The sequence below is a fragment of the Mycobacterium sp. genome (genome assembly GCF_049683935.1).
Taxonomy (GTDB): domain Bacteria; phylum Actinomycetota; class Actinomycetes; order Mycobacteriales; family Mycobacteriaceae; genus Mycobacterium.
This window is the reverse complement of sequence record NZ_JBAUJR010000355.1, coordinates 1-15450: the sequence shown is the minus strand read 5'-3', so window position 1 is coordinate 15450 and position 15450 is coordinate 1. Positions and strand designations below refer to the sequence as shown.

17 protein-coding genes are annotated in these 15450 nt (G+C 67.4%); 4 read left to right on the top strand and 13 right to left on the bottom strand.

All coding sequences use genetic code 11. From position 1 onward, the window contains the following. The 3 genes from WA965_RS20675 to mqo form a co-directional block, all read right to left on the bottom strand. On the bottom strand, positions 1 to 1205 hold a 1205-nt coding region (locus tag WA965_RS20675; RefSeq protein WP_526448020.1), incomplete at its 3' end, for a magnesium chelatase ATPase subunit I. Between the two features lie 74 nt (positions 1206 to 1279). Then, a complete protein-coding gene (locus WA965_RS20670; RefSeq protein ID WP_178362294.1) occupies positions 1280 to 1726 on the bottom strand; it encodes a GNAT family N-acetyltransferase in 447 nt (148 codons plus the stop codon). 13 nt (positions 1727 to 1739) lie between these two features. Then, positions 1740 to 3284 carry a malate dehydrogenase (quinone) gene (mqo, locus tag WA965_RS20665; RefSeq protein ID WP_526299516.1) on the bottom strand — a complete coding sequence of 515 codons (1545 nt, stop codon included), beginning with the start codon at positions 3282 to 3284 and terminating at the stop codon, positions 1740 to 1742. Between the two features lie 147 nt (positions 3285 to 3431). Here mqo and WA965_RS20660 point away from each other — a divergent pair, with 147 nt between their 5' ends. Both WA965_RS20660 and mtr read left to right on the top strand, forming a co-directional pair. Then, the gene (locus WA965_RS20660) at positions 3432 to 4436 is read left to right on the top strand and encodes an alpha/beta hydrolase (RefSeq protein ID WP_526299514.1); all 1005 of its coding nucleotides are present in this window, start codon (positions 3432 to 3434) and stop codon (positions 4434 to 4436) included. Further along, positions 4429 to 5841 carry a mycothione reductase gene (gene mtr, locus WA965_RS20655; protein ID WP_526299512.1) on the top strand — a complete coding sequence of 471 codons (1413 nt, stop codon included), beginning with the start codon at positions 4429 to 4431 and terminating at the stop codon, positions 5839 to 5841. The genes WA965_RS20660 and mtr overlap by 8 nt, the downstream gene beginning before the upstream one ends. An 87-nt stretch (positions 5842 to 5928) precedes the next feature. Here the strand turns inward: mtr and WA965_RS20650 are convergent, their stop codons facing one another. Then, positions 5929 to 6519, bottom strand: a complete 591-nt coding sequence (locus WA965_RS20650) for a sigma-70 family RNA polymerase sigma factor (protein ID WP_526299510.1) — start codon at positions 6517 to 6519, stop codon at positions 5929 to 5931. Positions 6520 to 6662: 143 nt separating this feature from the next. Next, entirely contained in the window at positions 6663 to 7058 is a 396-nt protein-coding gene (locus tag WA965_RS20645; protein ID WP_178362289.1) for a DoxX family protein, read from the bottom strand. 308 nt (positions 7059 to 7366) lie between these two features. Between WA965_RS20645 and WA965_RS20640 the strand changes: the two genes are divergently transcribed. Beyond that, positions 7367 to 8071 (top strand): response regulator transcription factor, encoded by a 705-nt coding sequence (locus WA965_RS20640; protein WP_526299524.1) that lies wholly within the window; start codon positions 7367 to 7369, stop codon positions 8069 to 8071. Beyond that, a complete protein-coding gene (locus tag WA965_RS20635; RefSeq protein WP_526299508.1) occupies positions 8068 to 9582 on the top strand; it encodes a sensor histidine kinase in 1515 nt (504 codons plus the stop codon). Before WA965_RS20640 ends, WA965_RS20635 begins: the two co-directional genes overlap by 4 nt. Here WA965_RS20635 and WA965_RS20630 read toward each other — a convergent pair. From WA965_RS20630 to WA965_RS20595, 8 genes are all read right to left on the bottom strand, one after another. Continuing rightward, positions 9574 to 10314, bottom strand: coding sequence for an energy-coupling factor ABC transporter ATP-binding protein (locus tag WA965_RS20630; RefSeq protein ID WP_526299506.1), 741 nt, complete (start codon positions 10312 to 10314; stop codon positions 9574 to 9576). The two genes, WA965_RS20635 and WA965_RS20630, sit on opposite strands and share 9 nt — an antisense overlap. After that, positions 10311 to 11090 (bottom strand): cobalt ECF transporter T component CbiQ, encoded by a 780-nt coding sequence (gene cbiQ / locus WA965_RS20625; RefSeq protein ID WP_526299504.1) that lies wholly within the window; start codon positions 11088 to 11090, stop codon positions 10311 to 10313. Before cbiQ ends, WA965_RS20630 begins: the two co-directional genes overlap by 4 nt. Before the next feature lie 2 nt (positions 11091 to 11092). Next, positions 11093 to 11461: a PDGLE domain-containing protein gene (locus tag WA965_RS20620; protein ID WP_526299502.1), complete on the bottom strand. Its 369-nt coding sequence runs from the start codon at positions 11459 to 11461 to the stop codon at positions 11093 to 11095. Beyond that, on the bottom strand, positions 11458 to 12162 hold the full coding sequence (locus WA965_RS20615) for an energy-coupling factor ABC transporter permease (protein ID WP_526299522.1): 705 nt from the start codon (positions 12160 to 12162) through the stop codon (positions 11458 to 11460). The genes WA965_RS20620 and WA965_RS20615 overlap by 4 nt, the downstream gene beginning before the upstream one ends. A gap of 93 nt (positions 12163 to 12255) precedes the next feature. Continuing rightward, a complete protein-coding gene (locus WA965_RS20610) occupies positions 12256 to 12603 on the bottom strand; it encodes a metalloregulator ArsR/SmtB family transcription factor (protein WP_178362283.1) in 348 nt (115 codons plus the stop codon). A 64-nt stretch (positions 12604 to 12667) separates the two neighbouring features. Beyond that, positions 12668 to 13417, bottom strand: a complete 750-nt coding sequence (locus tag WA965_RS20605; RefSeq protein ID WP_526299500.1) for a FadR/GntR family transcriptional regulator — start codon at positions 13415 to 13417, stop codon at positions 12668 to 12670. Positions 13418 to 13432: 15 nt separating this feature from the next. Further along, complete coding sequence (locus WA965_RS20600) at positions 13433 to 14209, bottom strand: 3-oxoacyl-ACP reductase (protein ID WP_526299520.1); 777 nt, start codon at positions 14207 to 14209, stop codon at positions 13433 to 13435. Further along, a partial coding sequence (locus WA965_RS20595) for an aldehyde dehydrogenase family protein (RefSeq protein WP_526448019.1) occupies positions 14206 to 15450 on the bottom strand: 1245 nt, incomplete at its 5' end. The genes WA965_RS20595 and WA965_RS20600, both read right to left, overlap by 4 nt.

The window sequence follows — 15450 nt, the reverse complement described above, 5'->3', positions numbered from 1 at the left end:
CCCTCGCCCACCCCGGGCCCGACGAGTGCCTTGGTGCGGAACGCCAACGACGGCGGAGCACTCGACAGCGTCGGGGCGGGCGGGGCGTTCGAGACCGACTTCGCCGGGGATCCGTCGGCCTGTGGCGAGCTCGCCGCCTCCACTGAATCCTGTTGGGGTGCCTGTCCATTGGCGGATTCATCCGGCGCCGCTTCGCCACCCCCCGGCGGGTCCGGTTCGGGGTCCGGCTCGGGCGGTTCCTCGGCGTCCTGACCCGCCTGGTCCATCGCGTCGTCGAGCCGGTCCGGATCCAGACCGGGATCGTCGAACGGGTCGCGGCGGCGACGATGTGGAAGCGCTAGTTCGGCAGCCACCCGGATGTCGTCCTCGTCGACGGTGATTCTTCCTTCCGTCGCTTCGCTCGCCCCGGTGGTCTCTCCCGTCGCTTCGCTCGCCCCGGTTGTCTCTCCCGTCGCTTCGCTCGCCCCGCGCCATGCCGCGTGAGCCACCGCTGTCCTCGCGACCACCAGATCGGCGCGCATCCCGTCGACGTCGAAGGCCGCGCACAGCGCAGCGATACGTCGTAATTCCTTGTCGGGCAACACCACATCGGGCAACAGCGCGCGGGCCCGCGAGATGCGGGCAGCCAGTTCGGAATCGGCTGCGGCATACCGCTCTGCGAACTCCTGCGGCGCGGCTTCGTAGGCGAGGCGCGCCCGGATCACCGCCACCCGCACGTCGACGTCCCGCGATGCGGCCACGTCGACGGTCAGCCCGAACCGGTCGAGCAGCTGCGGACGCAACTCCCCCTCTTCGGGATTCATGGTGCCGATCAGCACGAACCGGGAATCGTGGCTGTGCGAGACACCGTCACGCTCGATGTGCACCCGGCCCATCGCGGCCGCATCCAGCAGCACGTCGACCAGGTGGTCGTGCAGCAGATTGACCTCGTCGACGTACAGCACGCCGCGGTGCGCGCGGGCCAGCAGACCCGGCGAGAACGCGTGCTCACCGTCGCGCAGCACCTTCTGCAGATCGAGCGATCCGACCACACGGTCCTCGGTGGCGCCGATCGGCAGTTCGACCAACTGCCCACCGTGGTCACCGGACGCCTCGAAGGCCTGGGTCAGCACCTTGGCCAGAGCGCGCACCGCCGTCGACTTCGCGGTGCCCTTCTCGCCGCGGATCAACACTCCCCCGATGTCGGGTCGCACCGCGCACAACATCAGCGCCAGGCGCAACCGATCGTGGCCCACCACCGCACTGAACGGGTAGATCGCGGCGGCGCCGTCGGGGCCGGTCACGGTTTCACCATCGGCACGTGCGGGATTCCGTCATCGAGGAATTCGTCACCGTCGCGCACAAATCCCTGCCTGCCATACATCTCCTCGAGGTAGGTCTGCGCGTTGATGTGGCACGGGTAGTCACCCACTTCCGCCAGGGCGGCCTGCAGCAGGCGGGCGGTGTGGCCATGGCCGCGGTCGCTGCGTTTGGTGCAGACCCGCCCGATCCGGAACGCCTTCTGGCCCGCGGGATGCTCCTCCATCAGCCGCAGCGTGGAGATGACAACGCCCTCGGGACTCTCCAGCCAGAAATGGCGTGTCTCGGCCAGCAGGTCACGACCGTCCAGTTCGGGGTACGGCGTGGCCTGCTCGACGACAAAGACCTCGACGCGCAACTTGAGGAGCTCGTAGAGCGTCCCGGCATCAAGATCCTTGGCCCAACTGCGCCGCAGCGCCACTGTCATACGGCGGCCGTCGTCACGCGGTTGCCGCGGTCGGCGAGTGTTCGGTTCCGGCCTCGGCGACGTCCGGGACGCCACTGGCCGGGCTGTCGAGCTTGAGCACCTTGGTGCCGTGCGCCCACACCTCCTCGAAAAGAGCAGGTTCGTCGGACAGTTTGGTGCCCAGCGACGGCACCATCTCCTTGAGCTTGGGAATCCAACCCTCGTACCGGTCGGCGAAGCACCGCTGCATCACGTCGAACATCGCCGGCACCGCGGTCGACGCCCCGGGGGACGCACCGAGCAGGCCGGCGATGCTGCCGTCGGCGGCCGAGAGCACCGTGGTGCCGAACTCCAGCACGCCTCCCTTGCCCTTGGCCTTCTTGATCACCTGGACACGCTGACCTGCGATGTCGAGCTCCCAGTCGGAATCGACTGCGCTGGGGGCGAATTCACGAAGTGTCTCCACCCGCGCCGCTTCGCTGAGCAACAGCTGGCCGATCAGGTATTTCAGCAGACCGCCCTCGGTGAGACCCACACCCAGCATCGGAATCAGGTTGTCCGGCTTGACCGAGAACGGCAGATCGGTGGCTTTGCCCTGCTTGAGGAACTTCGGCGACCAACCGGCGAACGGGCCGAACAGCAGCCAGGACTTCCCGTTGATCACCCGGGTGTCCAGGTGCGGCACCGACATCGGCGGAGCGCCCAGGGGCGGAAGGCCGTACACCTTGGCCTGATGCGCCGCAGTGAGTTCCGTTTTGCCGGTGATCAGCCATTCGCCGCCCACCGGGAAGCCGCCGAAGCCCTTGGCCTCTTTGATGCCCGCCTTCTGCAGCAGCGGAAGTGCGTAGCCACCCGCGCCGACGAAGACGAACTTGGCGTTGATCTTGCGGGTGCCTCCGGTGCGCCGGTTGACGACCTTGGCCGTCCACGTGCTGTCGGAGTTCTGTTTCAGGTCGCGCACCTCGTGGCCGAACAGGGTCGACATCCCGCGTTGCGCGCCGTAACCGATCAACTGTCGCGACAGCGACCCGAAGTCGACGTCGGTGCCGTCCTGCGTCCAGTTCAGGGCGACCGGGTCGGAGAAGTCCCGCTTCTGCGCCATCAGCGGCAACCGCCGGGTGAACTCGTCGCGGTCGTCGATGAACTCCATCGTGGCGAACAGCGGATTGCCGACGAGCGCCTCGTAGCGCCTCTTCAGATAGTCGGCGTGGTCCGCGCCGTGGACGAAGCTGACGTGCGGGATCGGGTTGAGGAAATTGCGCACATCGGGCAGCACGCCGTTCTCGACGGCGTACGACCAGAACTGCCGCGACACCTGGAACTGCTCGTTGATGTGCACTGCCTTGGTGATGTCGATCGAGCCGTCCGGCCGCGCCGGGGTGTAATTCAACTCACACAGTGCCGAGTGTCCGGTACCCGCGTTGTTCCACGGATCGCTGCTCTCGGCGGCCGCGCCGTCGAGGCGCTCGACCAATGTCATCGACCAACCCGGCTCCACCAGACGCAGCAGCACACTGAGCGTGGCGCTCATGATGCCCGCGCCTACCAGCAGGACGTCGGTTTTCTCTGGTTCAGACACCTTGTTATTGGTCCTTCGTGGTCGCTGCCCGTGGATCACGGCTTACCAGCGTTCAGGTTATCCCGCCGCGGTGGATCCCAACCTGCCGACCACTACCCGCGTCCTCCTGAACGCTGATCGCCGACGTTCCGCATTAGGGTGGCTGTCGTGTCCGGATGGGAGCCCGATGTGCTGCCTGGTTACTGGCAGCAGACGTTCGCCCTCGGCCCCGATCCAGACGGTGAGGGTGAGCTGGTGGCGACCCTGGTCCGACGCGGTTCGCCGGATCCCTCGGCGGACCGCGCGGTGTTGCTTGTACACGGATTCACCGACTACTTCTTCCACACCGAACTCGCCGATCATCTCGCCGCTCGCGGCTTCCTGGTCTATGCGCTCGACCTGCACAAATGCGGACGGTCCCATCGCGACGGCCAAACTCCGCACTTCACCACAGACCTGGCCCGCTATGACGTCGAACTGGAGCGGGCGATCGATGTCATCGCAGCCGAGTGCGACGCGCAGGTGCTGGTCTACGGTCACTCGGCAGGCGGACTCGTGGTCTCGCTGTGGCTGGACCGGCTGCGCCGCCGTGCCGAGACGGCGCGCAAGGGTGTGTCGGGGCTGATCCTGAACAGCCCGTGGCTGGACCTGCAGGGGCATCCGTTCCTGCGGACGCCACCCACCTCGGCGGCCCTGCTGGCCCTCGGCCGGCTCCGCAAACTCTCGGTGGTGCGCCGCCCGACCGAGGGCGGCTACGGCAGCACCCTGCACCGCGACTACCACGGCGAATTCGACTACGACCTGACCTGGAAGCCCGTGGGAGGCTTCCCGGTCACGTTCGGCTGGATCCACGCGATCAGGCGCGGGCAGGCGAGGCTTCACCGCGGACTCGACGTCGGTGTGCCGAATTTGATCCTGCGCTCGGACCGCAGTGTGCGCGAAGTCAGCGACGCCTCCCGGATCGAGGAGATCCACCGCGGAGACGCGGTGCTCGACGTCGCGCAGATCGCACGCTGGGCAGGCTGCATCGGCAACCGGACCACGATCGTGCCGATCACCGACGCCAAACACGATGTGTTCCTGTCGGTGCCCGAGTCTCGGGCGGACGCCTACGCCGAGATGGACCGCTGGCTGGACTGGTACTCAACCGACGGAAGCGGGACTCATGGCTGACTTCGACATCGCGATCATCGGCACCGGATCGGGCAACTCGATCCTCGACGAGCGCTACGCCGACAAGCGGGTGGCGATTTGCGAGCAGGGGGTGTTCGGCGGCACCTGCCTCAACGTCGGTTGCCTGCCGACGAAGATGTTCGTCTACGCCGCAGGTGTGGCCCAACAAGTGCGCGAATCAGGCCGTTACGGTGTCGATGCGCACCTCGACGGGGTGCGCTGGGCCGACATCGTCTCGAGGGTGTTCGGTCGCATCGATCCGCTCGCGAGCGGCGGGGAACACTACCGACGGTCCTCGCCGAACGTCGAGGTGTTCGCCAGCCACACCCGGTTCACCGAACCCTCCGCGGGAGGCGGCCATCGCCTGCGCACCGACGACGGTGCCGAGTTCAGCGCGGAGCAGGTCGTCATCGCCGCGGGAGCGCGGGCCACCGTTCCGCCCGCCATCCGCGACTGCGGGGTGGCCTATCACACCAGCGACACGATCATGCGGATCTCGGATCTGCCCGAGCACATCGTCATCGTGGGCGGGGGGTTCGTTGCTGCCGAGTTCGCGCATGTCTTCTCGGCTCTGGGGTCCCGGGTGACGATCGTGCTGCGCGGTTCGACGATGCTGTCCCACTGCGACGACACCATCTGCGAACGCTTCACCGACATCGCCTCCAGGAAGTGGGAGATCCGCAGCAGACGCAACATCGTGCACGGTAGTTCAGACGACTCCGGCGTCACCCTCACCCTCGACGACGGTTCAACGGTGCACGCCGACACGCTGCTGGTCGCCACCGGGCGGATTCCCAACGGCGATCTCCTCGACGCACATAACGCCGGCATCCGGGTCGACGACGGAATGGTCGTCGTCGACGAATTCCAGCGCACCACGGCACACAACGTGTTCGCGCTCGGCGACGTCTGCTCGCCGTACCAACTCAAACACGTCGCCAACCACGAGGCGCGGGTGGTCAAGCACAACCTTCTCCAGGACTGGGACGACAGTGCCAACCTCATGCCGTCCAATCACCGCCACGTGCCGTGGGCGGTGTTCACCGAGCCGCAGATCGCCTGCGTCGGGATGACCGAGAACGAAGCGCGGGCCGCCGGTCACCGCATCCGCGCCAAGGTGCAGGACTACAGCGACGTCGGGTACGGCTGGGCGATGGAGGACTCCACCGGGTTCGCCAAGCTGATCGTCGACGACGACAGCGGCTTGCTGTTGGGCGCGCACATCATGGGCCACCAGGCGTCGTCGCTGATCCAGCCGATCATCCAGGCGATGGCGTTCGATCTTCCTGCCCAGGACATGGCGCGTGGGCAGTACTGGATCCATCCCGCCCTTCCCGAGGTGATCGAGAACGCGCTGCTGGCGCTGTGCGGCGAACCGCCCTGGCCCCCGCCGCGGCGGCACTGACCCCGACCCTGAACCCGACGGAATTGCATTCCAGCAGAGCCTCTCTCGACGTTTGACTGCTGGAATGCAATTCCGGCGGAGGTACGTTCACGCGGCGTGGTCGCGGTCGCGCAGGTAGCCCCGGTCGGACGCCACGTCGACCAGCAGTACCCGCAGGGCGCGCCGCCCCCGGTGCAAGCGGGACATCACGGTCCCCACCGGAATGTCGAGGATCAGCGCAATCTCCCTGTACCGCAACTCTTCCACGTCGGCGTAGTACACCACCAGGCGCTGATCCTCGCGCAGTTGATCGAGTGCGTGCCGGACCTCGTCGTCGCCGATGACCTGCAGCGCAGCCAGTTCGGCGGATTGCAGTCCGCTCGACGAATGACCGGCGTGCGCCGCCAGTTGCGCATCGGTGATGTCGTCGGAGAGCGCCTCCGCGGGCCGGCACTGCCTCTTGCGATAGGAGTTGATCCAGGTGTTGGTCATGATCCGCAGCATCCAGGCGCGGATGTTCGTCCCGTCTTCGAACCCTCCGAACGACCGGTAGGCCTTCAACATGGTCTCCTGCACCAGATCCTCGGCATCGAAGGGGTTGCCGACGTAACGCCATGCGACACGGTAGAGCTGATCGAGCATCGGCAGCGCGTCGCGCTCAAAGCGTTGCGAGACCTCATCTTCCATCACGATGTTCATCTGAGGAACCTCCAAATCTATTCTCTGACTGATGATTCCACCGTATCGACAGATCGCGCTCCGGCCAGCTCTGCATAGGAAACCCAAACATTTGCAGGCGATATGAAAAAGTTGCTCGCACAGCGATGTTCGGGACCCACCGCTCAGCGCCGCGACACGGTGAGCGCGCCGGGGCCGGTGAAAACGATGAGCAGGAAGACGAAGCAGTACAGCACGGCAGTCTCACCACCGTTGACGATCGGCCAGAAGCCGTCGGGGAAGTGCCGCCAGAAGTAGGCGACCGCCATCATGCCGGACGCGACGAATGCCGCGGGACGGGTGAACAGTCCGACAGCGATGAGGCCGCCGAGCACCACCTCGAGTGCGCCCGCCCACCACATCGGCCAGGCGCCGAGCGCGGCGGGTGAGCCCTGCGGCCATCCGAACAGCTTCGCCGTTCCGTGCATGATGAACAGCAGCGCGACGGCGATCCGGAAGATGCCGAGCGCCATGGACGACTGTGCGTTCAGGCGTGTCTCGAGCACGGTCTCTGTTGACATGTCGTGGTGTGCCTTCCCTGGATTTCAACGTGGCACGGCGCCGCAGCGACTGCGCCACTGCGTGATCGCACATGCATGAACTGGGTGCCGGACCACGGCGGCCGACTCCGACTGCCCATCCTCGCGGATTCAGCGGCCGATTTGGGGCCTCTCATAGACGATTCACATGCGCTCGAGGCGCCGCAGTCCTATGAGATTCGTATGAGCGTGGCGACCGAGCGTGCAGTGGTCGTCACAATGGTCTGGTGACGTCTGCACCGGTCGAGGACCCAGGCCCCCGTCGCGCGATCCTGGGCCAACTGCCCCGCATGTACCGCGCCGACGGGTCGCCGATCCGGGTGCTGCTCGTCGATGACGAGCGGGCGCTGACCAACCTGGTCCGGATGGCCCTGAAGTACGAGGGCTGGGACATCGACGTCGCCCACGATGCCGCGGAGGCCGTCGCCAAGTACGAGGCCGACACTCCCGATCTGCTCGTGCTCGACATCATGCTGCCCGACATGGACGGGCTCGGCGTGCTGAGGCGGCTCCGGGAGTCGGGCACGTACACGCCGACGCTGTTCCTGACCGCCCGGGATTCGGTGGCGGATCGGGTCACCGGCCTGACCACAGGCGGCGACGACTACATGACCAAACCGTTCTCGCTGGAAGAGCTCGTCGCCCGGCTGCGCGGGCTACTCCGGAGGTCGGCCTATCTGACTCCCGCCGGAGACGAGTCGCTGGTGGTGGGCGACCTCACCCTCGACGCTGCGAGCCACGAGGTGGCACGCGCCGGCGAGCCGATCTCGTTGACGTCCACCGAGTTCGAGCTTCTGCGACTGCTGATGCGTAATCAGCGAAAAGCGCTCGAACGCACCGAGATTCTGCGGCAGGTGTGGAACTACGACTTCGGTGGACGATCCAGCATCGTGGATCTGTACGTGTCCTATCTGCGCAAGAAGGTCGACGCGGGCCGCGAACCGATGATCCATACCGTCCGCGGGGTCGGTTACATGTTGCGGCCGGCGTTATGAAGCGCACCTGGCAGAGCTGGACTCTGCTGCGGCAACTTGTTGTCGGAGTCTCCGCGGTCGTGATGATCGCCCTGGTGACCGTCGGTGTGATGTCGGTGGTGTCGCTGCGGGCGTCGGTGCTGGGCATCATCGACTCGCAGCTGTCGGGGGCCGCCGACGGGACCACCAACTCGGTGGCCAAGTACCGTGCCACCCCCGGTCCCGACGGGACACTGCCTGCGCCGGATGCGATGAAGCCGCTCACCCAGCTCATCGGGCAGGCGCCGGGAAATGTCGTCGCGCTGATCCAGAACGGTGAGGTGGTGGACTCGGCGATCTTCGGCGACGGCGATGCCCGCCCCGCCCCACCGGCGGCGATTGCGGCGATCGCCGAGCGGTCTTGGACCGACCCGCAGCCCCACACCGTCGAACTGCCCGAACTGGGCTGGTACCGGATGGTGGGCCGGCCTGGCGACGGCGACGAAATCCTTGTGACCGCTGTGTCGCGGACGCCCGCGTGGGAGGCGATGATCCGCGAGACGGCGATCGTGTCCGGGATGTCGGCGCTGGCCCTGGTGATCACGGCATTGAGCACCGTGGCCATCGTCCGGTTCGCCCTCCGCCCGCTGCGCCGTGTCGCCGCAACCGCAGCCGAGGTGGCCGCACTTCCGCTGGACCGCGACAACCACGCGATCACCCCGCGGGTTCCCGCCGGTGACATCGATCCCCGGACCGAGGTGGGGCTCGTCGGCGATACCCTCAATCGGTTGCTCGACCACGTCGAAGGCGCCCTGGCCGACGTCGCCGCCTCGGACCGCCGGATGCGGCAGTTCATCACCGACGCCAGCCACGAACTGCGCACGCCGTTGGCCGCCATCTCCGGTTATGCAGAGTTGACCCGGCAGGACAGTTCGGTGCTGCCCGAGACCACCGAGTATTCGCTGGCGCGGATCGAGGCCGAAGCACAGCGGATGAGCTCACTGGTCGCCGATCTGCTCCTGCTCGCCCGGCTCGACGAAGGACAGGACCTCCAGGCCACCGAGGTCGATCTCACCGACCTCGTGGTCGACGCCGTCAACGACGCAGCGGTATCCGCTCCGTCACACCGCTGGCTGACCGTGGTCCCCGACGGCCCGGTCTGGGTGCGCGGGGACCGGGCGCAGCTGCACCAGACCGTAGCCAACCTGCTGTCCAACGCACGCCTGCACACCCCTGCGGGGACGACGGTGACGGCCGGCATCTCGACCGGAACCGACGACGGCGGTGGCGATTACGTCGAGATGACCGTGGCCGACGACGGACCGGGTATCACGGCGGATCTGCTGCCACACCTGTTCGAGCGTTTCGTGCGCGCCGACAAGTCACGCTCGCGGCAGACCGGCAGTTTCGGGCTCGGTCTCTCGATCGCCGCATCGATCGTCGAATCCCACGGCGGCACGATCTCGGCCCGATCCGACTCGGACGTCACCGTTTTCACGGTTCGCCTGGCCACAATCGGTGCCGGCGCCACACCGGCCCCGGCATCAGCCTGAGCCGACGACAAAACCCCACGGCAACTCGAGACGGTGTGCGGCGAGAACTTCGGTGTTCGACAACACGTCGCCGATCGGGCCGTCGGCAACGATGAGCCCGCCGTCCATGACGATCGCGCGATCACACAGCTGGGCGGCGTACGGCAGGTCGTGCGTGACGATCAGCATCGTCGCGTCGAGCCCCGACAGGGTCTCGGCCAGTTCCCTGCGGGCGACGGGATCGAGGTTGGCCGACGGTTCATCGAGCACGAGCACCTCGGGTTCACACGCCAGAACGGTGGCCAGTGCGGCGCGGCGGCGCTGACCACCGGACATGTGGGCGGGACTGCGCGCGGCCAGATCGGTCATCGACACGACCTCGAGGGCCCGCGCGACACGCGCTTCCAGTTCGGCGCCGCGGACCCCGAAGTTGGCGGGTCCGAACGCGACGTCCTGCGCGAGGGTGGGCATGAACAGCTGGTCGTCGGGATCCTGGAAGACCACCCCGACCTTGCGCCTGATATCACGAAGAGTCTTGCGCGACAGTGCTGTACCGGTGATCTCGACAGTGCCCTGCGACGCGGTCAGCACACCGTTGAGATGCAGCATGAGCGTGGTCTTGCCGGCTCCGTTCGGGCCGAGCAACGCGACACGCTCCCCCGCCGCGACCTCGAGATCGATACCGCCGAGCGCCGGATGCCCACCCGGGTACGAGTAGGTCAGGTTCCGGACTCGGATCGAGGGCTGGTTCACCTCAGCACCCACGCGCCCGCTGCGACCATCACCGCGGCCGCCGCAGGCAGCAACACGACGGTCCACTGTCGCGGCGTCGCGGCGGCGACACATCCGGACCCCACCGCCAGCGCCGGAACCCGGCCGTCGAAACCCCGCGACAGCATCGCCAGGTACACCCGCTCACCGCGCTCGTAGGACCGAAGGAACAGCGCGCCCACGCTTTTTGCCGTCGCACCGACCTGATGCAGCGTCCGCGGCGAATCACCGCGCGAAACCCGCGCCATCCGCATCCGGCGGGCTTCGGCGGTTAGCACGTCGACATAACGGATCATCAGCGTCAGCACCGAGACGATCATCGCGGGCACCCGCAGCCTGCTCAGCGCAACGGGGAGTTCGCGCGCGGTGGTGGTGGAGGCCAAGGTCAAAGAGGCGGCCACACCGAGAGTGCCCTTGATGACGATGCCCCATGCCGCGTACAGACCCGCCACCGACAATTCCATGCCGGCGACGGTGACCCGCTCCCCGCCCTCGGCGAACGGCAGGAGTACCGCGAGCACGACGAACGGCACCTCGATGAGCATGCGGGGCAGGACCCACCGCAGCGGGATACGCGCCACCTGCCACAGCACCAGGATGATCAGCGCGTAGAGGCCGAAGGGCCAGAACAACTCTCGCGGGGTGGCCACCACGGCCAGGACGAACAGCACCAGGCACACGATCTTGGCCTCTGCGGGTGCCCGATGCAGCGGCGAGTCACCGTCGCGGTAGAGCGGATGCGAGTGACCTGAGCCCACCGTCAATCTCTCGTCGGCGACGTGGGTTTCGCGCGGGACCGCGCGATCAGCCAGAAGGCACCGCCGGCTACGACGACCGTGACCGCGACGCCGACGATGCCGGCGAGTCCACCGGTGCCGTCCCGGCCGGCGATCGCGTAGTCGGCGAGCGGCGAGCCCGCGAGGGAATGTTCGTCGGCGTGCTGTGCAATGCAGTCACCCTGGAGTTCTTCCCCGGCCGGGGTCTCGATCACCTCGCAGCCCTGTAGCGTCGCCGAGTCCAGGCCGTCCGGGTTCGAGCTCGCGAAATACGACACACCCCCGGCGATCACCAGGGTGACCACCGCGAACCCGATCCAGAACCACCATCGACGTTGCGCGGGCGCTGTCACACCGTCACCTCGGCGCGTGAGTTGGTGCGCAGCAGATACACCAGATCGGGCCGGGCCCGCACCACCGCCATCACGGTCAGTGCGGTGATGATGCCCTCGCCGATCCCGATCAGGACGTGGGTGCCGAACATGTACGCCGCGACCGTGCCCAGCGACGTCGTCGCCGCTCCGCCGAGCGCATACTCCAGCACGAAACCCATTGCGGCACAAACAGTGCCGATCACCGCGGAAAGGAAAGCGATCGTCCCGACGACCGGTACGGCGACATCGGCCCGGCGGCGGCGCGCGAGGCGGTACAACACCGCCGCGGTCCCGTAGCCGGCGGCGACACCGATCACGGACATGTTCGTGATGTTGGTGCCCAGCGCCGTCACCCCGCCGTCGGCGAACAGAAGCGCCTGAACGATGAGGACGATGGACACACAGAGCGCCCCGGTGTACGGGCCGACGAGGATCGCGGCGAGCGCGCCGCCGAGCAGGTGGCCGCTGACACCGGGAAGGATCGGGAAGTTCACCATCTGCACGGCGAAGACGAAGGCGGCCACGAGTCCGGCGAGCGGCACGGTGCGTTCGTCGAGCTCGGTTCTCGCCTTCGCCACACACACGGCCAACGCCGCCACCGCGATACCGCCGAACAGAAGCGAGATCGGTGCGTTGACGATGCCGTCGCTCATATGCATCGCGACGTAGTCGACGTTCATCAGCCGAGCGTATTCCGTCATCTGTTCACCTGTCTAGCTGATCAGATGACGGGCGGACATCCCGGTGCCGGGACCGGGGGCCGATGCAGGCGTTCAGTGATGCCCGTGGCGCCCGGCCGGCTCCGAGTGCCTGGCGCCGATCCAGTGCAGCAGGTCGTGAACGATCTCGTCGTCCAACCGGTAGCTGACCGAACGGCCGGTCCGGGTGCTGGTCACCCATCCTTGCGCGCGGAGCACCCGCAATGCCTGGGATACGGCGTTCTCCGATCGGCCCAGCGCAGCCGCCAGGTCGCTGACGCAGATTCCGGGGGCGCGGTGCAGGCTCAGGAGGATCTCCAGCCGGTGCGGGTCGGACACCAGGTCGAATCGCTGCGCCCATCCCGCCGTGTCCACGTCGGACAGCGCCGACGACGCCAACTCGACCACCGACCGATCGTCCACACCGCCAAATGTAGTCCTCAGAGCACGCTGGAGGTCGGACTCGACACGATGAACGATGCCCGGTTCAGTCCAGGAATCCGTGCAGCAGCGAGGCCGAACCCCACACGTGCGCGGTCATCGTCTGGGCCGCGCTGTCCGCGTCGCCGGCCAGGATCGCCATCACGATGGCCTCGTGCTGTTCGTCGGAGTGGGCGATGTTGCGCGCGAGCAGCGGGATGCGATCCAGCAGTTCGTTGAGGCGCATCCGGTTCTGCGCGACCAGCGGCACCAGCGACGGCACCCCGGCGGCCTCGGCGATCGCCAGGTGCAACCGCGAGTCCAGGCGCCGGTAGTCCTCGGTGGCGGCGTCGCGCACATCGGCCAGCCTGCTCCACAGCGCTTCACGCTCGGTCGCGGTGAGGGTCCGCGCCGCCGCCATCCGCGCGGCACCCACCTCGAGGATCTCCCGAAGGCTCAGCGCGTCGTCGATGTCCGCGCGGGTGAACCTGACCTCGTCGGCACTGGGCGTGGGCAGCGCGTCGGCCAGGAACGTGCCGCCGTAGCGGCCACGGCGCGACACCAGATAGCCCGCGTCGGCCAGCGACTTGATCGCCTCGCGCACCGTGTCCCGGCTGACCCCGAGCCGCGCGGCGAGTTCCCTTTCGGGGGGCAGGGATTCGCCCGGCTGCAGCATTCCCAGGCGGATGGTCTGCAGGAGCCGCTCGACGGTGTCCTCGAACGCGTTGAGTGGCCGCACCGGACGCAGCAGGGCGTCGCTGACGTCAGCGCCCTCGGGAAATCTGGCCTTGTCACTGGGGTCCGGTGCGGCTGCCATCTGCGTGGTGGCGCGCTACAGCGGTGTGACGTACGCGGAGCTGATCCCGCCGTCGACGAGGAACGACGACCCCGTGATGAACGAGGCGTCGTCGCTGGCCAGGAACGCCACCGCGGCGGCGAGTTCCTCCGGTTCGGCGAACCGGCCGACCGGCACGTGCACCAACCTGCGGGCGGCCCGCTCGGGATCCTTGGCGAACAACTCCTTGAGCAGAGGCGTGTTGACCGGTCCCGGGCACAGCGCGTTGACGCGGATGCCCTGACGTGCGTACTGCACACCCAGTTCGCGCGACATCGCCAGCACACCGCCCTTGGAGGCGGTGTAGGAGATCTGCGACGTCGCCGAACCCATCACGGCGACGAACGACGCGGTGTTGACGATCGACCCCTTCTGCTGCGGCACCATGTGCCGCAGTGCGGCCTTGCAGCAGAAGAACACCGACTTCAGGTTGATGTCCTGCACCCGGTCCCATGCGTCGACGCTGGTGTTCTCGATCAGGTCGTCCTCCGGCGGACTGATGCCCGCGTTGTTGAAGGCGATGTCGACACCGCCGTGGACCTCGACCGCGGTGTCGAACAGGTGGTCCACCGCAACCTGGTCCGAGACATCGACCTGCACGAAGGTCACGTTGAGGTCGTTCGCGACGGTCTGGCCGGTGGCCGGGTCGACGTCCCCGATCACAACGATCGCGCCTTCGGACTGCATCCGCTTCGCGGTCGCCAGACCGATGCCGCTGGCGCCACCGGTGATCACGGCGACCTTGTCCTTCAGTCGCTCGGTCAGATCCATCAGGCACCTTCCTCGTCGGCTTGAACAGCGATGAACACGTTCTTCGTCTCGGTGAACGACAGCGGGGCGTCCGGTCCGAGTTCGCGGCCCAGCCCGGATTGCTTGAAGCCGCCGAACGGCGTGCTGTAACGCACCGATGAGTGCGAGTTGACCGACAGATTGCCGGCTTCCACGGCGCGCGACACCCGCAGCGCCCGAGACACATTGTCGGTCCAGATCGAACCGGACAGTCCGTACACGGTGTCGTTGGCGAGCGCGATGGCATCGGCTTCGTCCTCGAAGGGCAGCACTGTGACCACCGGACCGAAGATCTCCTCGGTGACGGTGCGGTCGCCGCGCTGCGGAGTCAGCACCGTCGGGGGGAACCAGTATCCGGGACCCGACGGAGCCGAACCCCGGAAGGCGACGGGCGCATCGTCGGGAACGAACTCCGCCACCGAGTCCCAGTGCTTCCGGGACACCAACGGGCCCATTTCGGTCTCACCGGCACGGGGGTCTCCCACCACGACACCCTTTACCGCGGGCTCGAAGAGCTCCATGAATCGGTCATAGACATTGCGCTGCACCAGAATTCGGCTGCGGGCACAGCAGTCCTGCCCGGCGTTGTCGAACACGCCGTACGGCGCGGCGGCAGCGGCGCGCGCCAGGTCGCAGTCGTCGAAGACGATGTTGGCGCTCTTGCCTCCGAGCTCCAGGGTGACCCGTTTGACCTGTGCCGCAGCACCTGCCATCACCCGAGTGCCGACCTCGGTGGATCCGGTGAACACGATCTTGCGGACGTCGGGATGGCTGACGAACCGCTCCCCGACCACCGAACCCCGGCCGGGTAACACGCAGAACAGGTCGGCGGGCAGACCCGCCTCCACGGCGAGCTCGCCGAGACGGATCGTTGTCAGCGGTGTCCACTCCGCGGGCTTGACCAGCACTGCGTTGCCCGCGGCGAGCGCGGGGGCGAAGCCCCAGGAGGCGATCGTCATCGGGAAGTTCCACGGTGTGATCACCCCGACCACCCCGAGCGGCTCGTTGAAGGTGACGTTCCACCCGCCGGCAACCGGAATCTGTTTGCCGGACAGACGTTCCGGCGTGGCCGAGTAGTACTGGAGGACATCGCGCACGTGGCCGGCCTCCCACCGCGCATTCCCGATCGGATGACCGGAGTTCGCCACTTCCAGTTCCGCCAGTTCTTCTGTGTGCGCATCCACCACGGCCGCGAACGAGCGCAGCGCGGCCGCGCGGTCCGCGGG

Bases quoted from the DNA above. Each gene is read 5' to 3' on its own strand.
- WA965_RS20640 (WP_526299524.1), top strand. From the start codon at position 7,367: ATGTACCGCGCCGACGGGTCGCCGATCCGGGTGCTGCTCGTCGATGAC.
- WA965_RS20645 (WP_178362289.1), bottom strand. From the start codon at position 7,058: ATGTCAACAGAGACCGTGCTCGAGACACGCCTGAACGCACAGTCGTCC.
- WA965_RS20605 (WP_526299500.1), bottom strand. From the start codon at position 13,417: ATGGCAGCCGCACCGGACCCCAGTGACAAGGCCAGATTTCCCGAGGGC.
- WA965_RS20635 (WP_526299508.1), top strand. From the start codon at position 8,068: ATGAAGCGCACCTGGCAGAGCTGGACTCTGCTGCGGCAACTTGTTGTC.
- WA965_RS20650 (WP_526299510.1), bottom strand. From the start codon at position 6,519: ATGAACATCGTGATGGAAGATGAGGTCTCGCAACGCTTTGAGCGCGAC.
- WA965_RS20615 (WP_526299522.1), bottom strand. From the start codon at position 12,162: ATGAACGTCGACTACGTCGCGATGCATATGAGCGACGGCATCGTCAAC.
- WA965_RS20670 (WP_178362294.1), bottom strand. From the start codon at position 1,726: ATGACAGTGGCGCTGCGGCGCAGTTGGGCCAAGGATCTTGATGCCGGG.
- mtr (WP_526299512.1), top strand. From the start codon at position 4,429: ATGGCTGACTTCGACATCGCGATCATCGGCACCGGATCGGGCAACTCG.